At 53.3% G+C, this 17,048-nt stretch carries 19 protein-coding genes; all 19 read left to right on the top strand.

All coding sequences use genetic code 11. The features are described 5' to 3' along the window. The first annotated feature begins 265 nt into the window (after positions 1 to 265). The 19 genes from GVY43_RS15555 to GVY43_RS15465 all read left to right on the top strand — a co-directional run bounded on the left by GVY43_RS15555 (position 266) and on the right by GVY43_RS15465 (position 16,923). Positions 266 to 754, top strand: coding sequence for a helix-turn-helix domain-containing protein (locus GVY43_RS15555; protein ID WP_159563769.1), 489 nt, complete (start codon positions 266 to 268; stop codon positions 752 to 754). 298 nt (positions 755 to 1,052) lie between these two features. Then, entirely contained in the window at positions 1,053 to 1,235 is a 183-nt protein-coding gene (locus GVY43_RS15550; RefSeq protein WP_021065836.1) for a hypothetical protein, read from the top strand. A 13-nt stretch (positions 1,236 to 1,248) separates the two neighbouring features. Continuing rightward, the gene (locus GVY43_RS15545; RefSeq protein WP_012390467.1) at positions 1,249 to 1,473 is read left to right on the top strand and encodes a hypothetical protein; all 225 of its coding nucleotides are present in this window, start codon (positions 1,249 to 1,251) and stop codon (positions 1,471 to 1,473) included. 66 nt (positions 1,474 to 1,539) lie between these two features. Beyond that, positions 1,540 to 2,640 (top strand): hypothetical protein, encoded by a 1,101-nt coding sequence (locus GVY43_RS15540; protein ID WP_159563768.1) that lies wholly within the window; start codon positions 1,540 to 1,542, stop codon positions 2,638 to 2,640. A 14-nt stretch (positions 2,641 to 2,654) separates the two neighbouring features. Beyond that, positions 2,655 to 5,018 carry a VirD4-like conjugal transfer protein, CD1115 family gene (locus GVY43_RS15535; RefSeq protein ID WP_159563767.1) on the top strand — a complete coding sequence of 788 codons (2,364 nt, stop codon included), beginning with the start codon at positions 2,655 to 2,657 and terminating at the stop codon, positions 5,016 to 5,018. 16 nt (positions 5,019 to 5,034) lie between these two features. Continuing rightward, complete coding sequence (locus GVY43_RS15530; RefSeq protein WP_159563766.1) at positions 5,035 to 5,277, top strand: hypothetical protein; 243 nt, start codon at positions 5,035 to 5,037, stop codon at positions 5,275 to 5,277. Between the two features lie 16 nt (positions 5,278 to 5,293). Then, complete coding sequence (locus GVY43_RS15525) at positions 5,294 to 5,701, top strand: hypothetical protein (protein WP_159563765.1); 408 nt, start codon at positions 5,294 to 5,296, stop codon at positions 5,699 to 5,701. A gap of 20 nt (positions 5,702 to 5,721) precedes the next feature. After that, positions 5,722 to 7,686 carry a pLS20_p028 family conjugation system transmembrane protein gene (locus GVY43_RS15520; protein ID WP_159563764.1) on the top strand — a complete coding sequence of 655 codons (1,965 nt, stop codon included), beginning with the start codon at positions 5,722 to 5,724 and terminating at the stop codon, positions 7,684 to 7,686. Positions 7,687 to 7,692: 6 nt separating this feature from the next. Next, positions 7,693 to 7,992 carry a DUF5592 family protein gene (locus GVY43_RS15515; RefSeq protein ID WP_159563763.1) on the top strand — a complete coding sequence of 100 codons (300 nt, stop codon included), beginning with the start codon at positions 7,693 to 7,695 and terminating at the stop codon, positions 7,990 to 7,992. A 1-nt stretch (position 7,993) separates the two neighbouring features. Further along, positions 7,994 to 8,614 (top strand): hypothetical protein, encoded by a 621-nt coding sequence (locus GVY43_RS15510; protein WP_159563762.1) that lies wholly within the window; start codon positions 7,994 to 7,996, stop codon positions 8,612 to 8,614. A 17-nt stretch (positions 8,615 to 8,631) separates the two neighbouring features. After that, positions 8,632 to 10,584, top strand: a complete 1,953-nt coding sequence (locus tag GVY43_RS15505) for a VirB4 family type IV secretion system protein (RefSeq protein ID WP_159563761.1) — start codon at positions 8,632 to 8,634, stop codon at positions 10,582 to 10,584. Continuing rightward, positions 10,584 to 11,690 carry a lysozyme family protein gene (locus GVY43_RS15500; RefSeq protein WP_159563760.1) on the top strand — a complete coding sequence of 369 codons (1,107 nt, stop codon included), beginning with the start codon at positions 10,584 to 10,586 and terminating at the stop codon, positions 11,688 to 11,690. The genes GVY43_RS15505 and GVY43_RS15500 overlap by 1 nt, the downstream gene beginning before the upstream one ends. A 30-nt stretch (positions 11,691 to 11,720) precedes the next feature. Next, positions 11,721 to 12,299 (top strand): hypothetical protein, encoded by a 579-nt coding sequence (locus tag GVY43_RS15495; RefSeq protein WP_159563759.1) that lies wholly within the window; start codon positions 11,721 to 11,723, stop codon positions 12,297 to 12,299. Then, on the top strand, positions 12,300 to 13,139 hold the full coding sequence (locus GVY43_RS15490) for a hypothetical protein (protein ID WP_159563758.1): 840 nt from the start codon (positions 12,300 to 12,302) through the stop codon (positions 13,137 to 13,139). Positions 13,140 to 13,331: 192 nt separating this feature from the next. Continuing rightward, on the top strand, positions 13,332 to 13,583 hold the full coding sequence (locus GVY43_RS15485; protein WP_131469365.1) for a hypothetical protein: 252 nt from the start codon (positions 13,332 to 13,334) through the stop codon (positions 13,581 to 13,583). Then, complete coding sequence (gene mobP2, locus GVY43_RS15480) at positions 13,576 to 14,730, top strand: MobP2 family relaxase (protein WP_159563757.1); 1,155 nt, start codon at positions 13,576 to 13,578, stop codon at positions 14,728 to 14,730. The genes GVY43_RS15485 and mobP2 overlap by 8 nt, the downstream gene beginning before the upstream one ends. 9 nt (positions 14,731 to 14,739) lie before the next feature. Then, entirely contained in the window at positions 14,740 to 15,189 is a 450-nt protein-coding gene (locus GVY43_RS15475; RefSeq protein ID WP_159563756.1) for a hypothetical protein, read from the top strand. A gap of 5 nt (positions 15,190 to 15,194) precedes the next feature. Beyond that, entirely contained in the window at positions 15,195 to 15,482 is a 288-nt protein-coding gene (locus GVY43_RS15470; RefSeq protein ID WP_159563755.1) for a hypothetical protein, read from the top strand. A gap of 4 nt (positions 15,483 to 15,486) precedes the next feature. Then, on the top strand, positions 15,487 to 16,923 hold the full coding sequence (locus tag GVY43_RS15465; RefSeq protein ID WP_159563754.1) for an ImmA/IrrE family metallo-endopeptidase: 1,437 nt from the start codon (positions 15,487 to 15,489) through the stop codon (positions 16,921 to 16,923). Positions 16,924 to 17,048 lie beyond the last annotated feature (125 nt).

Below are 17,048 nucleotides of genomic sequence, written 5' to 3'. Positions count from 1 at the left end.
ACCTAATCCTTTAAATCAAAATAGCAGTTACTATGTTTATATAATCGAGAGATTATTTTTACAGTTGTGCAACAAAACTAGAAAATATCGATTTACTACTGCTCGCTATCCGTTGCATGAAGCAAATTCGACAAATTTCGTCAATTGTAAAATTTCTGACATATCAGAAAACTGATGATTTTTGAGTCTGCTCCTGTTATATTGGAACCAACAAAAGGAAACATTTGTTTGGTCGCCGCTCTGGTTTACAGAAAGGGGAAGGCTTATGTATCGATTCGGGGAGTGGTTGAAGGAGAATCGCCGGCTCTCAGGCTGGTCACAGGTCGAATTATCAGAGAAGACATTTGGAGAGATTTCACAGCCCGCCATCAGCCAATATGAACAGAACCGTTCGGTGCCGTCGATCGCTGACATCGATCATTTGGCCCGTGCGTTCGGACATACGCTCGCGACGGTGCCGTGGGACGCCATCGACTTCGGCTACGGGGCGAAGCGCTCCGTCACCAAGCTCGAGCGACGTCGGTTCGACCTGAAGGAGTTGCCGCAGGCCGACTCGGTCCGCACGTTCGACGGGAAGACGTATGAATTACATGGTTTCATCGGCATCGAAAAGGCGAGCGGCGAGGCGGTCCAGCTGACGCAACTTTACTATCGAATCCGCACGGTCGTCTGTGACGCCCACGTGCTCGCCAAGCGCAAGAACCCGGATGACGAGCTCATCCATGTCAAGAAGCGAAAAAGAGTCCGCCAGTAATCGACATCGACGCAGTAGCACATCCTTAAGGATGGTCTCCTCCAGTCACATACCGGCGTGTCCCTCACCAGTGACCGGGTGGGCGGGATCTACGCACAGATGGTTCGGCGAGAGTCGCCTAAAACTCGCCACAAGGTCACCGCATCGTTCCGGGTCATCGAAAAACCCTGTACAGCTCCTTAGATTCATGAGGAGCGGAGTTCGTGGGAGAACGGCTAGAAACCCACCGCACCGAATCCGACTGTCCTTAATGATGTGCTGCTGCACATCACGAGATCAAGGGAAGGAAGTGTGTACTGTGGCATCAAAAGAACAGAAACAGAACCGTAGCTTCGCCGAGAAACTCTTACGCATCCGTGGGAAGGACTATGAGGAGTGGCTCGACGAACAACATCAGCAGGTCATCCAGGACAACCAGGAACTCATTTTGGAGGCGCTCGAGGCGAAGCTCAGCTTCAAGTCGCCGGCGCACCAGGACTAGGGAGGAGAACGACATGGGACTCAATGAGACAGGGCTCAGCTTGCTTCAGTTCTTCCAGGGACTCGCCGTCATCGCCGCGGCCATCGCCTTCGCAATCGGGGGCTTCTACTTCATCTTCGGTGGGGATCGGGGACGGTCGAAGGCCGTCGGTTGGCTCGTCGGGGGCGCGGTCGGCTTGATCATCGTCATGGGCGCATTCACGCTCGCCGAGATGGTCGACCAGAACATCAAATTCTAATGCACACTTACGCAGCGTTCCAATCGGAAGGCTTTTTTTGTGGCTTGAAACGAGAGGAGGAACAAGATGCTGTTTGTACGATTCACCGACGTGCCGGACACACGGATTCAGAACTATGAGCGACTCACCTTCGCCGAGGCGGTCGTTGTGACCCATGATCTGCACCAGGCACGTAGCGAGGAAGGGACGAGCTGTTCCGGTGACTTCCGGCTCTTCGACCAGAAAGATGAGTTACTCTATCGAGGGACGTTCACGTTCGGAACCGAAGGAACGTATCCGAACCTGTATCATCAAGTGAAGGATCGGGTACAACGAATCCGGACGAAGAAAGAGGACAACGCGAAGAAAATGTGGATCCTCGACGAGATCGAGTCCGAGACACTGGAAGACTACAAGCGCCCGTCCTCTAAATCGAACCCAATTGGGTCGTCGACCTATCAGTCACGCCTGACCCGACTGCAACGCCGCCTCATCTATGGGGCGGCCACGATCGGGATTCTATTCACCTCACTCTTCACTGCCGCGCAATGGTTCATCGATAAAGAGGCACACGCCGAACAGGTGACGGATGTCGAACAGATATGGTTGGATGCTTACGAACAGGCGCTCCAAGGCGAGGAATCTTCGCTGATACAATTGTTTGAACGAAAAGACCGGTCCGATGAAGAGGATATTCTATTGGTCGACCTCTATCTCGCAGAAGGCGCAGACGAGAAAACACTCGAGCTCATGGATGACCCTATCCTAATCGAGACGAAGCTGGCCGGCCTCAATCTATCCGATCAGGAGAAATTGGAACGGCTCCAGGACTTCCAAGCGTCAAATCCGACCGATGAGGGTGCGTTCGATATCGCCACACTGGAACGTGATCATGAGACCGTGGCCAAAACGGAAAATGTAGAATGGACTGCTCCCCGCGTCTCGGCGAAAGTGACCGCTTATCTCTTTCTCAAGGACATCGAGGCTGCGAACGATTGGGCGTCCAAAACGAACAATTCTGCCGTTCAAGAAAAAGTCGACACCTATCAAGACATCACGGCTACTATCAACGAACTGAACGAAAAATTGAAGAAGACCTCTAGTAAGGACACTTCGGCCCGTGAGAAGATCCAAGTCGCTATCGCTGCAGAAGAAGTTAAACTGCAAACAATTCTTTATTCAGATTAAGGTAGGTGAAATAATTGAGAACTCAGTCTCGATCACCACGATTCCCGATACGTCTGATTTTCCCCGCACTGCTCTGCCTGTTGGTGGTGCCGGCCGGGATTTTTTATCTGCTTAACGGGGTCTACAACATCATTCGACAAATCATGGCCCCAATCGTACAAGACGGGCTGTTGGCCGGGACGACGATTCCGACGCTCTCACCCTCCTTGTTCTTGGAGGTGAGTCTTCCCTCTTCGACCGTCTTGCTCGGACTGATGGCGTTCAGTCTGCTCATCGGAGTGGTCGTGTTCGGCAAGGTGTGGCTGAACTTCCGGGATCTGCGGAAAGATCAGAAAGGGAGCGCCCGCTTCACCTCATTCGATGAACTGAAGCAACAGTATCGTCGCGTCCCGGACCGGAAGAAGCAATACAGCGGATCAGGCGGCGTCCCCGTCGGACGGGTCAAGAATGAGCTGTTCATCGATGACTCGCTCGTCAACAACCTCGTCATCGGGACGACCCGATCCGGGAAGGGCGAGACGTTCGTTTTCTCGACAATCGACCTATACAGCCGTGCAAGTGACCAGGCGAGCCTGATCATCAACGACCCGAAAGGTGAGCTCTTTGCCGCCTCAAAGGAGACGCTCGAGAAACGTGGCTATCAGGTCGAGGTGTTGAACCTGATGAACCCGCTCCAATCGATGTCGTACAACCTGTTGCAACTGACGATCGACGCGTTTCTCGAGGAGAACTACTCGCTCGCCCAACAGTATGCACGCTCTGTCGCGTTTATGTTGTACCATGACCCGAAGGCACGGGACCCGTTCTGGGCCAACTCATCGATCGACCTGTGTACGGCGCTCATCCTCGGGCTTTGTGAGGAGGCAAAGGACACGCCGGAGAAGATCAACATGTACAACGTAGCTCTCATGCTCTCGGACCTCGGCTCACGGACAGTCGTCACGCGACAAGGTCAGGAAATCTCCGCGCTCGACGAGTTCTTTCAGCGATTCCCGGAGAACCATCCCGCCCGGCTCCAGTTCGCGACGCTCCACTTCTCTGGTGGTCAGACACGAGCGAGTATCCTGGCCAATACGAATGCGAAGCTCGGGATCTTCACGTTGAACGGGACCGGAAAGCTGACGTCAATGAACTCGCTCGACATGCGACGCATCGGATTCAACCGCTGGATCAGCGGACGGAGCGAGCCTTTGACACGGCTCACGTTCATGTTCCCCGACGGGACGACCCATGCGCTCACGACGGATGACGACGGTAGCTTCATCGTATACCATACGTCACCACTCCAAATCGGGGACGTCGTTCAAATCTCAACCGACTCAAGCACTGCGACGATCCAGCTGGAAGCGCGTGACGCGGAGAGTGGACGGTTCCACTACGCAGTCGACGGGACGATACAGATCCGTGAAGTGATGTACCAGCTCCGTCCCGTGGCGGTGTTCCTCATCGTACCGGACTATGACCCGACATTCAACGTCATCGCGTCGCTCTACATCAAACAGGTGTACACGGCGCTCGCCCGGGTCGCCTCGCAGACGAAACAGGGTAAATGCGAGCGTCAGGTCGTCTTCCTTCTCGATGAGTTCGGCAACATGCCGCCGATCGAAGGCATGGCCAACATCATCACGGTCTGTCTCGGTCGGAACATGCGCTTCAACCTCGTCATCCAGGCCTATTCCCAACTCGAGAACCTATACGGAGAGGATTGGAAGACGATTGACGGCAACTGTGGGAACACGCACTATCTGTTGACCGCGGACGAATCGACCGCCGAACTGATCTCGAAGAAACTCGGTGAGGCGACCATCGTCACCAAATCGCGTTCCGGACAGACGTTCTCGCTCAAGAAATCGAAGACGGAGAACGTGGACGGCCGTCGGCTCATGACGGCGACCGAGGTCATGGGACTCAAAGAGGGCGAGATGCTCATCATCCGTGTCATCAAGCGTCAGGACACGAAGAAACGACGTATCCAGTCGTATCCGATCTTCCTGAACGGCAGGACGGCGATGAAGTACCGTTACGAGTACTTGGCGGACGATTTTGACACAGATCGCTCCCTTCATGACATCGACATCCCCTGCCGTCACGCCGGTCTCGATTTCGAACAGATTCGAATCCGCTTTACGCAGAAAGAAGACGCGACGGAAGCGAATACGCCATCAAATCAGGAAGAAAAGTCCTTGACGGTATGTGACGTGCTTCAGGACAGCATCCTCCGCTCGATGTTCGAGGGTCATGACATCGGAGGGATGCCCCTCCCTGAGTTCGAGACGAACCTGAACCTAGGAGTTTACGACGTCACTGACAGTCAGAAGAGCTTTTTGAGTACGATGATCGCGAAGCGACTCGAGAAACTGAAGCAAGGCACACCGTAGAGAGGAGGCCGAACCCATGACCGAGAGTGCGAGAGAGAAGCGAATCCAGAACGAATTGCGTGTCGTCGCGAGGATCATCGAGACGCAGCGCGTCCGCCTCGAACGGGGCGACGTGCTCAATATCCAGACGACCGACGGCTTTCTGACCGTCTATCAGGACGACACCTCAGACACCCCAAAAACTGTTACACTAATAGATAAGTTCGACTTCCGCGTCAACCTGAAAGTCGCGGATCTACTAAAGGGGAAAATCGTCTGACGGAGGGGTAAACGTTATGAGGAAAATCTTGATTGGTGTCCTACTCGGAAGTTCGTTACTTTTAGCATCGTGTGGTACTGAAAGTTCGAATTATCTTTCTACGACTTCTGTTGAAGAAATTGCAGATCTTAAAACTGAGCAAGAAAGTGCATACGTTCTTGTAGACAGCGATAGTCAAGGTAATGAAGGGGATTACGTTGATACTGTGCGAGAAGTCGCCACGGAAAAAAAGAAAGACGTTCTCTTATTCAATCCGTTTCAGCCTAATGGGGAAGATCTTGAAGAACGTTCTACCCAAGAACATCCTGAACTTAAAGGTGGCAGATTGTACGAGATGACTGACGGTGAAATCAGTCGTGAATTAAATGTATCTGCCCTTACAGAAGATGAATTAAAGGATCAAGTCACTACTTTTATTAAATAGCCTCTGAATGGAGGGATTCTATGGGTGATAACGAAGTCGTAAACAAGCTACAAGAGTTCACTGATATCCTTAGTCTCAGTACATTGGTACTGGATGCCCTCCGCTCAATGGGTTGGATTTTAATACGTGGCTTAGCAGTATTAATTGATGGACTTGAAAAAGTGACTGACAGCATATTACTAACGAAAACATTTTTTAATAACTCTCAAGTGGTTGAATTCGTTTCTACGATTCAACCTTTTTTGTACGTTCTTTTAGCTGCTAGCTTCCTATTCACGGGTTACCTCATCATCTTTCAAAAGAAATTTGATCGGGAAGGATTTTTAATCAATCTGTTTATCACGTTGCTCATTCTCGGACTATTATCTCCAACGATGACGCAAGTAAGTGAATTCAGTGATACCGCGATTGATTTCACAACTCAAAGCTCTGGCGAAAACTCTTCCAATGAATCGATATCAAATCAGATTCTACAAGAAAACATTCATGATTTGATTGAATATGACCGAAACGATTTTTCCGGTTTGGAAGGTGAGGCTTTGAACTCTCTGCCTCAAAGTCATTTACGAAATATCGATATCAACGAGGTATTCGATAGTAATGAATTTCGCTTGGGAAGAACTGGCGAACAAATCTCTCAGTCCAAACTGACCTGGAATGGTGAAACGATGGGAACCTCGAAACTCGACCAAGGTGGCGTCGAATGGAACAACCAGTATTACTACCGCTATCAGCCGAACTGGTTGACCATCTTCGTGACACTCGGGATTATGGGCTTCACGCTGTTCTCCATTGCTTATAAACTGGCTCGCCTCTCGTTCGAGCTCGCCTTCAACTATGTCTTAGCGATTCTCGTCGCCCCAGCCGACCTTCACAGTGGTCAAAAGACGAAGAAGGTCATCCAGAGCATTTTGAACACGTTCCTCGTGATCATCCTAATATTCGTCTCGATCAAACTGTACACGATTGGGACCGCCTATCTCGCGGAGACGTTGGACGGGTTCGCTTATCTGATCGCCCTCATCGCCTTCTCGATCGCCTTGATCGATGGGCCAAACATGGTCGAGCGGCTGTTCGGGATCGATGCCGGGCTCAAACGGGGCTGGGGTGTCGCCCTTGGCGCCTATACCGCAGGGAAAGGCGTGACCTCGGCCGGTGCCCACGCGGTATCGAAGGTCGCCCGTGCCACACAAGGCGCACCGAAGATGCCCTCGCTCCATGAGGCCGCAACGGCTCGGATGGACTCGAATGCCATGCCGCAAAGTGATACACCGCTTAATGCGGCGAGCCAAGCTTCACAGCGGATGGACGCCGAGAGACAAAACGCTCCAGACAGTATCGCTCAAGCGAATCAAACCGCAAGTCGTACTCAACCTGATCAAGACAAATCGACAAATCCGAAGGACGTTGCACAACCACTCAGTGGTCAAGAATCAGAACCTGAAGCGCAAAGCTCTCCACATGGGAAGGAAGCGTCGGGCCGCCCGTCTCCCGAATCGATTCATGCGACGAACCCTGAATCAAATGTCGAACGCGGACCCGACCATCAAACAAGGTTATCAGAGACACAAAGACCGGAATCGATTCACAATCATTCAAGCTCTGGTCATTCTCCAGTCCCTACTTCGTCTACCATCGAATCGGTCACCAGGTCCACCGATACCACATCCGGAACAGGCCATCGTCACAATGAATCAGTAGACCGAAATGATGTGACGACACCGACACCTCATGAGGTACCACCTTCAAGCGACTCATCCTCGTCTTCGTCCTCTACGACGGGTTCGAATGATTCGACAACAGAGAAACGCCAAGGACGCGCCCGACGGACCATCCATCAAGACACCGTGCTCGACGTCGAGACCGAGGTCATTGAACAGGTGCGTGAGAATCAGACACACGACCATACTCATAACCATGAAGAGTCGCGACGGATCTATCCGACCTCGCCACCACAATCTGACAACATGAAGAAAAAGGAGTGATGACCCATGCGCAAATACCGGATCCCGAACGAGGTCACGACCGAGCTCAAGATCAACAAGATGCTCTATCTTCATGACTTCCTGTTCCTCGTCGGGCTCATCGTGCTCCGGCTCGTGACGCTCCCGTTCATCCCGTCGGTGCTGCACATCCCGTTCACGGTCTTCCTCATCATCTTCGGACTGTTCATGGTGCTCCGTCCGGCGACGAACCCGCAGAAGCGGATGGTCCACGCGCTCTATTACGCGCTCATCAAACGGAAAGACACCTATCTCGCGCTCGACGCGCACACGAAAGGACGTGACTGAGATGGCTTTCATCGAGGAGTCGCTACAAGAACCGAGACGCACGGGCACCTGGCTTGACGAACAGGACGTTGTCGAGAAACGGAAAGTCAAAGATAAGGTCGTCGTCAAACCTACGGTCGCCGAACTGATGCCGGTCGTCGACATCACCGGAACCGAGGCGTTCGAGATGCCCGACGGGACCTATCTCGACATGGTCCAGCTCACCTCGAAAGATATCTATTCACTGAACGAGGAGGAAAAAGACCATGACGTGTTCTCGCTCGCCTATCTTCTGCAAGCGTACACGCACCCGCTCAAGGTCGTGCCACTGAACACACCGCTCAATCTCGAGCGGCAGAAGATCAGCATCGAACGACAGATTCGACAAAATCAGACACCGGCCTACCTGCCCTTCCTACTAAAGAAGAAGCAGGAGCTCGAATACCTCGAGGAGCATCGCACCAATCGCGATTATCTCCTCTTTTTTTATGCCGAAGACGAGCGGACGCTACGGGAACGCAAGACACACCTCTATAAACTGCTCCGACGCTCGAACCCGATGCGCGAGCTGACGCTCGACCAGAAGGTCCATGTACTCTACCAACTGAACAACCCGAACACGAAACCGCAACTCGACGCCTGAAGAAAGGAGTGACGCGCATGTGGCAGCGCCTACGTGCCAAGTTATCCAAACAACAGGACCCGGAGACCGTCAAGATCGAGAAAGGCTATAACCCCGACGTCATCGCCAAGATCCAGCCACAGGGTGGCATTAAGTTCGACGCCAACTTCGTCCGGCTCGGGGACGGCTACCTGTCCTGTCTCCATGTCTATAAATATCAGTCGCTCGTCTATGACTACTGGCTCGAACCGATTCTGAACATGCCGGGCGTCCTGACAACGCTCGACATCGGGACAGCCGACAAACGTGAAATCATCCAGACCATCAACAAGTCGATGGCCGAACAGAACACACGCTTCGAGAACGCGAAAGACAATATCGACCGCATCGACGCTCGGGAGACATATAAGGAGCTGAATGAGCTCTACGAACAGATCACCCAAGGCGAGACGATGAAATATCTGCATCTGCGCCTCTATGTGAAGGCGAAGACGCTCGACGCGCTCGAGGTGAAGGTGCAGGAAGTGATGGAAGAACTCGAGGCTCGGAACTTCCGCTCGACAATCTTCCTGAACGAACAGGAATGGGAGTGGCAGAGCCTGTTCACGAGCTATGATCAGCAACAAAAGCTCCCGAACCGGCGCCGTGGGAAAGAGATCCCGTCCCTCTCCATCGCCGGCGGCTATCCGTTCCACTTCACGTCGCTCCAGGACGCGACCGGCACGTATTACGGGACGACCGACACGAACGGTAGCGTCATCTTTGACCTGTTCCATAAGGACAAACAGCGCAAGTTCTATAACGCGCTCATGATCGGCAAGATGGGGTCCGGAAAGTCGACACTTCTTAAGAAAACCGTGCTCGACCAGGCAATCAAGGGCAACAAGATCCGCATCCTCGACGTCACGGGCGAGTTCTCCGACCTCGTGCGCCAGCTCGGCGGGAAAGAGATTGCGCTCGACGGGTCGGCCGGGCTCATCAACCCGCTCCATGTCTATAAGACTGTGACGAACAACGACGGCAGCGCCAACGAGGCACTCTCGTTCATGCAGCATCTCTCGAAGATGTCCGTGTTCTATCACTACATCAACCCGGCGGCGACGCAGGAAGAAACGAACGAGTTCGAGATCCTGCTCCGGGATTTGTACGTCCGGCACGGGCTCTGGGACGAACAAGGCGAACTGCCGATCACGACGCATCCGGCGAACCGGTACCCGACGTTCTCAGACTTCTTGAAACTCGTGCGTCGAGAACTTTACACGGACGACACGCGCACCTCGATCAAGGAGGCGATCAGCCCGAACCGGGTGCGGCGTCTCGAGAACATCGAGCTCGCCGTCACGAACCTCGTCCACAACTATGGCAACATCTTCGACGGGCACTCCTCGATCGACCGGTTCGACGAGGAGCTCATCGTCTCGTTCCCGCTCCGGAACCTGACGAGCCTGCGCGACGAAGTGTTCCAGGCGCAGGTGTTCTCCTTGATGAACATGCTGTGGGACGGGATGATCGCCAACGGATCGAGTCAACTGAAGGCCTACAACCAGGGCGTGCTCCGGACGGAAGAAGCATGCAAGTACCTCATCGTCATCGACGAGGCACACCACTTAATCAACACGCGCGACATCGCGCAGCCGGCCATCCTGTATCTGCAACGCTGTATGCGCGAGGCGCGCAAGTACTTCGGCGGTATCTTCTTCGTGTCGCATCTGATCACCGACTTCGTGCCGGCCGGATCGAAGTCCGAGAACGCGGAGAACGTCAAGTCGCTCTTCCAGCTTACGCAATACAAGATCATCGGCGAACAGGACGCGGAGAGCATCCCAATCATCCAGACGGTGTTTGATGGCCAACTCTCGAATTCCGAGATGCGGATCATCCCCTCGCTCGAGACGGGGCGTGTCGTCCTCAGCATTTCCGGCGTGCAGAACCTCATCTTTGACGTCGATGTCGCACCCGAAGAACTCGTCTTGTTCGGTGGGGGTGCCTGATGTGGGCGGCCGCGAAACGGACGGCCCGCTTCGCCGTCACAGCGAAATGGCAGCTTGCGATGCTCAAGTGGCGGCTCATCCTGCTCGGCATCACGGCACTCGTGTTGTTCCTGGTCATCCTCGTCGTCGGAATCCTCGACACGCTCACAGGTGTCCAGAACGAACAACTGACCGACGTCACGTTCAATACCGCAGGAGGTCTACAGGTAAGCGACCAGGTACTCCAATATCGGGGCTTGGTCGAATCGGAACTGTCGAAGCACGGACTGGCCGAACAGACGAACCTCGTACTCGCGCTCATGATGCAGGAGAGCGGCGGACGCGGGAACGACCCGATGCAGGCGAGCGAATCGAAGTGTGGACGCATCGGATGCATCACCTCCCCCGAGGAGAGCATCGTCTACGGCGTCGAACATTTCGCCGCCGTCTTCGAACGGGCGAACCGTGACGTGCAGCTCACGCTACAGAGTTACAACTTCGGAGGCGGCTTTATTGACTATGTGCAACAGAACGGAGGACGGTACTCGAAAGAGCTCGCCATCTCGTTCTCCCAAATGATGTACCAACGCGTGAAACACACCGGCATCTACCGCTGTCATCGTCCGAGCGCGGTCCAGTACGGTGCCTGTTATGGGGACATCGAATACGTCGACGCGGTGTTGAAATACCTCGCACCGATCGCCGTCGCCGACGGGGTCATCACGAAAGAACTGTTGTCGGGGTTACGTTCCCCGCTCGCCATCCCGCTCAACGTGACATCGCGTTTCGGGTGGCGCGTCGTCTTCGGACAACGGGATAACCACACCGGTATCGACTTCAGTTGCACCCCGTCCGACACGATCCACGCGGTCAAGAGCGGCACCGTCATCTATAGCGGGAACCGCGGACCGTACGGCAATCTCGTCCAAGTCCGACACGACAACTACATCACGGCGTACGCGCACCTGAGTCGTCTCGGCGTCCAGACCGGGCAACAGATCGACGCTGGGCAGGCGCTCGGGTACTGCGGCACGACCGGCCGTTCGAGCGGGAACCACCTACATTTCGAGATCAAGACGGGTGAATGGTCCGGTCATATCGACCCCGCCCCGGTCTTCGGATTTTGAGTCATGGATGTATGGAAAGGAGGAGGAAGAATGAACTTCACCGCACGTCACCTCGCATATCTGTTCGGGGTACTGCTTCTTATTTCACTCGCGGCAAACGCCTTTTTCTATCAACAAGCGACGGCTGTCACGAGTATTTCAGACCCTAGTGAGACGAAAAATGAGAGCGCCACTTCCCTTGAATCGGCAACCTCCGAGGATACGTCAGCGGACACCGAACAAGTCGTCGCTTCAAAGGAGACGGAACGAATGGAGGAGCTGACGACACGCGCGACGCGCTTCGTCGAGTACGCCTTCACCATCACGAAGGACAGTTACACGACCCAGAAACGACAGGCGAAGGACGTCATGTCGGAGGAACTCGCGGCCACGCTCTTCGCCGCTGACGGCAGTGACGTCGGCACGTTCGAGACGACCGTCCGCAACATCGAGGTGTTCCCTTCTGTCTCCGAAGAAGATTGCCTCGTACGGTTCGAACAGCACCTGTGGATCACCGAGACGGGTTATGAAGAGACGACGCAAGAACTGTTGGCCCTGACGTTCGAGTCTATCGAAGGACGTTTGGTCGTCACCGAAATGGAAGACCTGACATCGGAAGGAGGAATCTAGATGCGACGACAAACACGACGGCGTCTCACCCAGAACGTCTCCCGGTTCTACCTCGTACTCGGCGTATTCTTTGTCGTCGGCTTCCTCTTTTTCGGTACCTCGTCGTTTTTCTTCGCCGAGGAGGCACCGGTCAATGAGACGCCGATCAACGAGGCAATCCGTCTCTCGAACGGGGAGACCGTGACGCTCCACGCGTCCAGTTACGATACGGAGGCCAAGACAATACGCATCCGACTCTCGCTCAATGAAGCACCAGGTAACACGAACGATCATCTCTTCCGCTATGTCTATAAGGCACGTCCGGATTCCGAGAAGGAAGTCATGGTGCTGTATGACCGGAACGATCAATACGTGCTCGAATTGAAAGATGTGCCGAGCGACTTCGACCAGCTCGCTGTCCGGATTTACGGATTGGATGAGTCACAATCGATCGACACACTCACATCCGAGGAACGGGAGAACAGTCTTTTGACGTCACTCTATGCCGACCGCCGGACCATCCAACAGGCGAGCCACACATCATCTGACGAGACAACTTTCACGAGACTATTCGTCGAGGACGAGCTCGCGGAGACCGAACGGCATTTGGAAACAGCACAGCAGTCGGTCGAAGCACAACGGCAACAAATCGAGCGACTCGACCGTGACAAAGAGGAACTCGAAGAAGAACTTCCCTACCTCTCGCTCGACGAACAGGTCGAAAAGGAGAACGAGATTTTCGACCTCGGCCGGAAGCGTGACGAGCTCACACTAGAACTTGAAAAGCTCGAACAGTCGGTCGTAGCGCTCGAAGAAAAGCATGACAAGTTGCGTGTTCGGCTCCGGGAACTATCAATTTAAGTGGCACATTTCGTGCCAAATCGCTGGTTTTACTGGCACATTTCGTGCCGTTTTCGGACTTTTGGTGATATCACGGAAACCCCAGGCTCTGCCTGGGCTATCACGACAAGTGATAGCAGTTTCCCCTTATGCTCTTTGAATGAACTTTTCGAACGTTGGCAATATGTATCCTCTAGAAAGGTGGTCAGGCAGATGGATCTGTTACTCCGCGACATCGACCCCGTCATCGTGAAGCAGATCGATGAATGGGCGAAGGAACACAACCGTTCCCGGCAACAATATTTGAAAGAATTGCTCGCCTCCTGGTGCGCGAACGGCATCCAATCGACGCAGGTCGAGCGACTCGAACGACAGCTCGAGGCGAACACACTCCACTTGAAACGGAGTGCGGACGAGCTCGCCCAGGTGACCCGTTTGTTGAGTGAGGTGATGCAGGATGCGTGAGACGCCGGGTGTCGTCATCAAGTCGAAGTTCAAGGTGCCGGGCACGAAAAAGAAGTCGCGTCGCTACACGACGTACCTCGACTACATCAATCGACCGGACGCGAAAGACAGTCGGGAACAGTTCGAGACGTATCACGACTATATGGAAGACGAGACGAAATCGAGTGGTTTGTTCACACGCGAGGAAGATCGATTGAACGACGAAAAACGTCGCGCCGTCCGCGACATCTTCAAGCATGCGCAAGAGAACGGGAGCATCCTCTGGCAGGACGTCATCTCGTTCGACAACGCCTGGCTGCGCGAGACCGGTGTGCTCCACGATGACCTCGTCGACGAGAAACGATTGATCCAGGCGACGCGGAACGCGGTCGATTCGATGCTCCAAAAAGAAAAGATGGTCCACGCCTACTGGACCGGTGCCGTGCATTACAACACCGACAATATCCACGTGCATGTCGCCATCGTCGAGACGAGCCACATGCGCGAGCGTGGCAAGCGAAAACCTAAATCGATCGAGCTGATGAAGTCGAAGGTCATCCATTCCCTCGCTGACCGGACGAAAGAACAGGAGAAACTGAACGCGTTCATAAGAGACGAACTGGTCGCCCATAAACGGAACCGGAAGATTCAAACGCTCCCGAACCGTGTCCTGCATCCCGAACTCGTCCGTCAGTTCAAGGACATCTATGAGCGGTTGCCGGAAGACAAACGACAGTGGCGCTACAACATGAACGGGATGCAGCCGATCCGTGAATCACTCGACCGCCTGACCGACCGCTACATCGACATTCACTTCAAATCAGAGTTCCAAGCCTTCAACGAGCGGCTCGAGCAGGAAGTGTCGTTCCATCGTCGTAGCTACGGCGACACGGAAAAGGCCGAGCGGTACCGGACGACGAAACGACAGGACCTCTACAGCCGGATGGGGAATGCCATCCTCTTTGAGATGCGAGACTTGTCAAAAGAACAGGCGACAGTTGAGAAAAATGAAGCCCTCAAACATCCGGTCCGACGCGCATTTAACCAACAAAAGATATTCAACGAATCACTCTACCGGATCGAGCGACACATGAACGATGAGTTCGAACATTTGAAGAACCAACGTGCTTTTGAACAGTTGGAACGGGACATCGAATATGGAAAGTGAGGGAGGACGATGGAAGAGTTGAGACAGATCCGTCTTCGATTGAAGCCGGAGACGGTCGCGTATTTGGAAGAGTTCGCCGACGACAAACGCTTCGGTCATCTCGGTCAGGTTATCGACCATATCGCAGACGAGCATAAACAACTGGCTGACGAGAAGTGGGACATGCAGTTCCTCACCCGCTCGATCAGCACACAGGTTTCGCATCATATGGAGGAGTTGATCAACGAGCAGGTATTGACGGAACTCGAGCGGATCCGTCTCGCCGCGAACCGCTCCGACCGTCACGGTCAGATTCTGACAGAGCTCCTTCAGGCGCTCCTGCAGACCGAAGGCATCGAGGACATCATGACGACGGACCAGTTTAAGCCGACGTTCCTCGCGACGGCGGAACGTGTCGTCCAGGAACGTATCGAACACCAAAAACAGAAGAAGGACACACTAACTTTTGAGAGAGGATGAACCTTATGCAACCACTTGACCGTCCCTTCACGATGGGACAACTGTTGACGCTTCAATTTGATACCGTCACGGTCCTTATTTATGGAAAACGGTACGACATCCCGGTGTCCGTTTCCGAGCACCAACTTTTGACCACCGTCGTGCAAGACGAGGTCGTCTTGCTTCCCGTCAATTTCGAGCGAACACGGCTGTTACTCGATATTTCAGATACGTCATCGCAACTCGAACGTGAACTGAATGAATTTACGGATACTGAAGAATCTGTCACCGATTTGTTGAAGGAAGGAGTCTGACACGATGGCCAAGATGAAGACGAACGAAGAACGGAAGGCCGAGCTCGAGGCCTTGACGGAACAAATGGGAAAACAGATCGACAGCTACTTTGAGAGCCCAGAAAAAATTCGGGAACATCTGCAGTTCCTCGGCAAGTTCCATCAATACTCGATGCGGAACGCGATCTTGATCGAGTCCCAGTTCCCCGGAGCGGTCGCGGTCGGCTCTTATCCGTTCTGGGAGAAGCAAGGGGCACAGGTACAAAAAGGTGAGCGTGGCATTAAGGTGTTCGTCCCGAACCCAGTAACGTACGCCCTGCACAAAGATGAATGGGTGCCGCTCAGCAAGGCACCCAAGCCAATCAAGGACGGCGTGAAACAAGGACGAATCCCGTCACGTAAGATGATGTACTTCAAAATCGGTCACGTGTTCGAATACACGCAGACCGACGCGCGCGAGAAAGGGATTGAGGTCTCGGACATCTTCAAACGGTATCACCGAGACGGCGGGCTCGAGAACGAACAAGACATCCGTGACGCCTTGACGACGCTCGCGGATGCCCGGAATGTGACGCTATTGGAGGAACCGCTCGACGAGATCGGGACGGCGAAGGGTTGTTACTATCCGGAGCTACATGCGATTGCCTTGAACCCGCGAAACACATCGATTGAGGACATCAGCGTCCTGATCCATGAGCTCGCCCACGCGGAGCTGCACAACCAGGAGCGGAATCTTGAACGAGACCAACCGCTCACGGCACCCGAGAAGGAGTTCCAGGCCGAGATGGTCGCTTATGTCGTCTCCCATCAACTAGGGTTCCCAACGGATGACTTCTCGCTCTCTTATCTGGCCGGTTGGACGAAAGACAAGGAACTACTCGACAAAGAACAGCTGTTGCAAGAGGTCCATCAAACGTCCGCGACCTTCCTTGACCATATCGAGTCACATTTAGAAAATGTTCACACCTTAGAGCATGAGAAGGAACAGACCCCACTTGAATATATCGAGCAGCTAAATCGGCGTATGGGATGGAAAGACACCGACCTCACACTCTATGAGCGAGTACATGCCGTACAGAGTGTATTTCCTGAGGAAGTGGAATCCTATCTGAACGCAAAAGCGACCCTCGAGACAAACCTGAAAATAGATCGTGTCGATGAGCCGCTCATGTATATTCATGACAAAGGTCTTAGGTTTCAACAGTTCGGTGTCGCCAATAATCATGACTTCAGTGAAGATCAGCTTGTGGCTTATACAATGGCCTTACCGAATCAACCGTTGGTGAGCGGTCACTTCGACCCAGAAAGTGCCGTACATCCCTTACACCATCTTGAAAAAACCAATCGCTTGGAGAGAGCGGTCCTGAAATCGCTTGAAAATAACTGGTATGATGTGTTGCTCGAAGAAGAAAAAGAACTTTCATCAAGAACTGCATTGTTAAATATAGAACGATTAATCTAGTTTTTATTAGCATAGGACTATTCAAAGTCCTATGCTAATTACTTATCAGCTTTATAATTTGTTAATATTAGAGTAATCAAATTCATCTTTGAATATAAATAACATCTTTTTACATAATAATGAAT

Origin of the sequence: Exiguobacterium sp. 8H (assembly GCF_902506255.1) — a bacterium.
GTDB lineage: Bacteria > Bacillota > Bacilli > Exiguobacteriales > Exiguobacteriaceae > Exiguobacterium > Exiguobacterium profundum.
The sequence above is the reverse complement of the archived record's forward strand: the minus strand, read 5'-3'. Positions and strand labels throughout refer to the sequence as shown.

What these genes read in the sequence shown, in the direction of transcription:
- GVY43_RS15555 (WP_159563769.1), top strand. Translation starts at nt 266, where the DNA reads ATGTATCGATTCGGGGAGTGGTTGAAGGAGAATCGCCGGCTCTCAGGC.
- GVY43_RS15545 (WP_012390467.1), top strand. Translation starts at nt 1,249, where the DNA reads ATGGGACTCAATGAGACAGGGCTCAGCTTGCTTCAGTTCTTCCAGGGA.
- GVY43_RS15540 (WP_159563768.1), top strand. Translation starts at nt 1,540, where the DNA reads ATGCTGTTTGTACGATTCACCGACGTGCCGGACACACGGATTCAGAAC.
- GVY43_RS15530 (WP_159563766.1), top strand. Translation starts at nt 5,035, where the DNA reads ATGACCGAGAGTGCGAGAGAGAAGCGAATCCAGAACGAATTGCGTGTC.
- GVY43_RS15525 (WP_159563765.1), top strand. Translation starts at nt 5,294, where the DNA reads ATGAGGAAAATCTTGATTGGTGTCCTACTCGGAAGTTCGTTACTTTTA.
- GVY43_RS15520 (WP_159563764.1), top strand. Translation starts at nt 5,722, where the DNA reads ATGGGTGATAACGAAGTCGTAAACAAGCTACAAGAGTTCACTGATATC.
- GVY43_RS15515 (WP_159563763.1), top strand. Translation starts at nt 7,693, where the DNA reads ATGCGCAAATACCGGATCCCGAACGAGGTCACGACCGAGCTCAAGATC.
- GVY43_RS15510 (WP_159563762.1), top strand. Translation starts at nt 7,994, where the DNA reads ATGGCTTTCATCGAGGAGTCGCTACAAGAACCGAGACGCACGGGCACC.
- GVY43_RS15505 (WP_159563761.1), top strand. Translation starts at nt 8,632, where the DNA reads ATGTGGCAGCGCCTACGTGCCAAGTTATCCAAACAACAGGACCCGGAG.
- GVY43_RS15500 (WP_159563760.1), top strand. Translation starts at nt 10,584, where the DNA reads ATGTGGGCGGCCGCGAAACGGACGGCCCGCTTCGCCGTCACAGCGAAA.
- GVY43_RS15495 (WP_159563759.1), top strand. Translation starts at nt 11,721, where the DNA reads ATGAACTTCACCGCACGTCACCTCGCATATCTGTTCGGGGTACTGCTT.
- GVY43_RS15490 (WP_159563758.1), top strand. Translation starts at nt 12,300, where the DNA reads ATGCGACGACAAACACGACGGCGTCTCACCCAGAACGTCTCCCGGTTC.
- GVY43_RS15485 (WP_131469365.1), top strand. Translation starts at nt 13,332, where the DNA reads ATGGATCTGTTACTCCGCGACATCGACCCCGTCATCGTGAAGCAGATC.
- mobP2 (WP_159563757.1), top strand. Translation starts at nt 13,576, where the DNA reads ATGCGTGAGACGCCGGGTGTCGTCATCAAGTCGAAGTTCAAGGTGCCG.
- GVY43_RS15475 (WP_159563756.1), top strand. Translation starts at nt 14,740, where the DNA reads ATGGAAGAGTTGAGACAGATCCGTCTTCGATTGAAGCCGGAGACGGTC.
- GVY43_RS15470 (WP_159563755.1), top strand. Translation starts at nt 15,195, where the DNA reads ATGCAACCACTTGACCGTCCCTTCACGATGGGACAACTGTTGACGCTT.
- GVY43_RS15465 (WP_159563754.1), top strand. Translation starts at nt 15,487, where the DNA reads ATGGCCAAGATGAAGACGAACGAAGAACGGAAGGCCGAGCTCGAGGCC.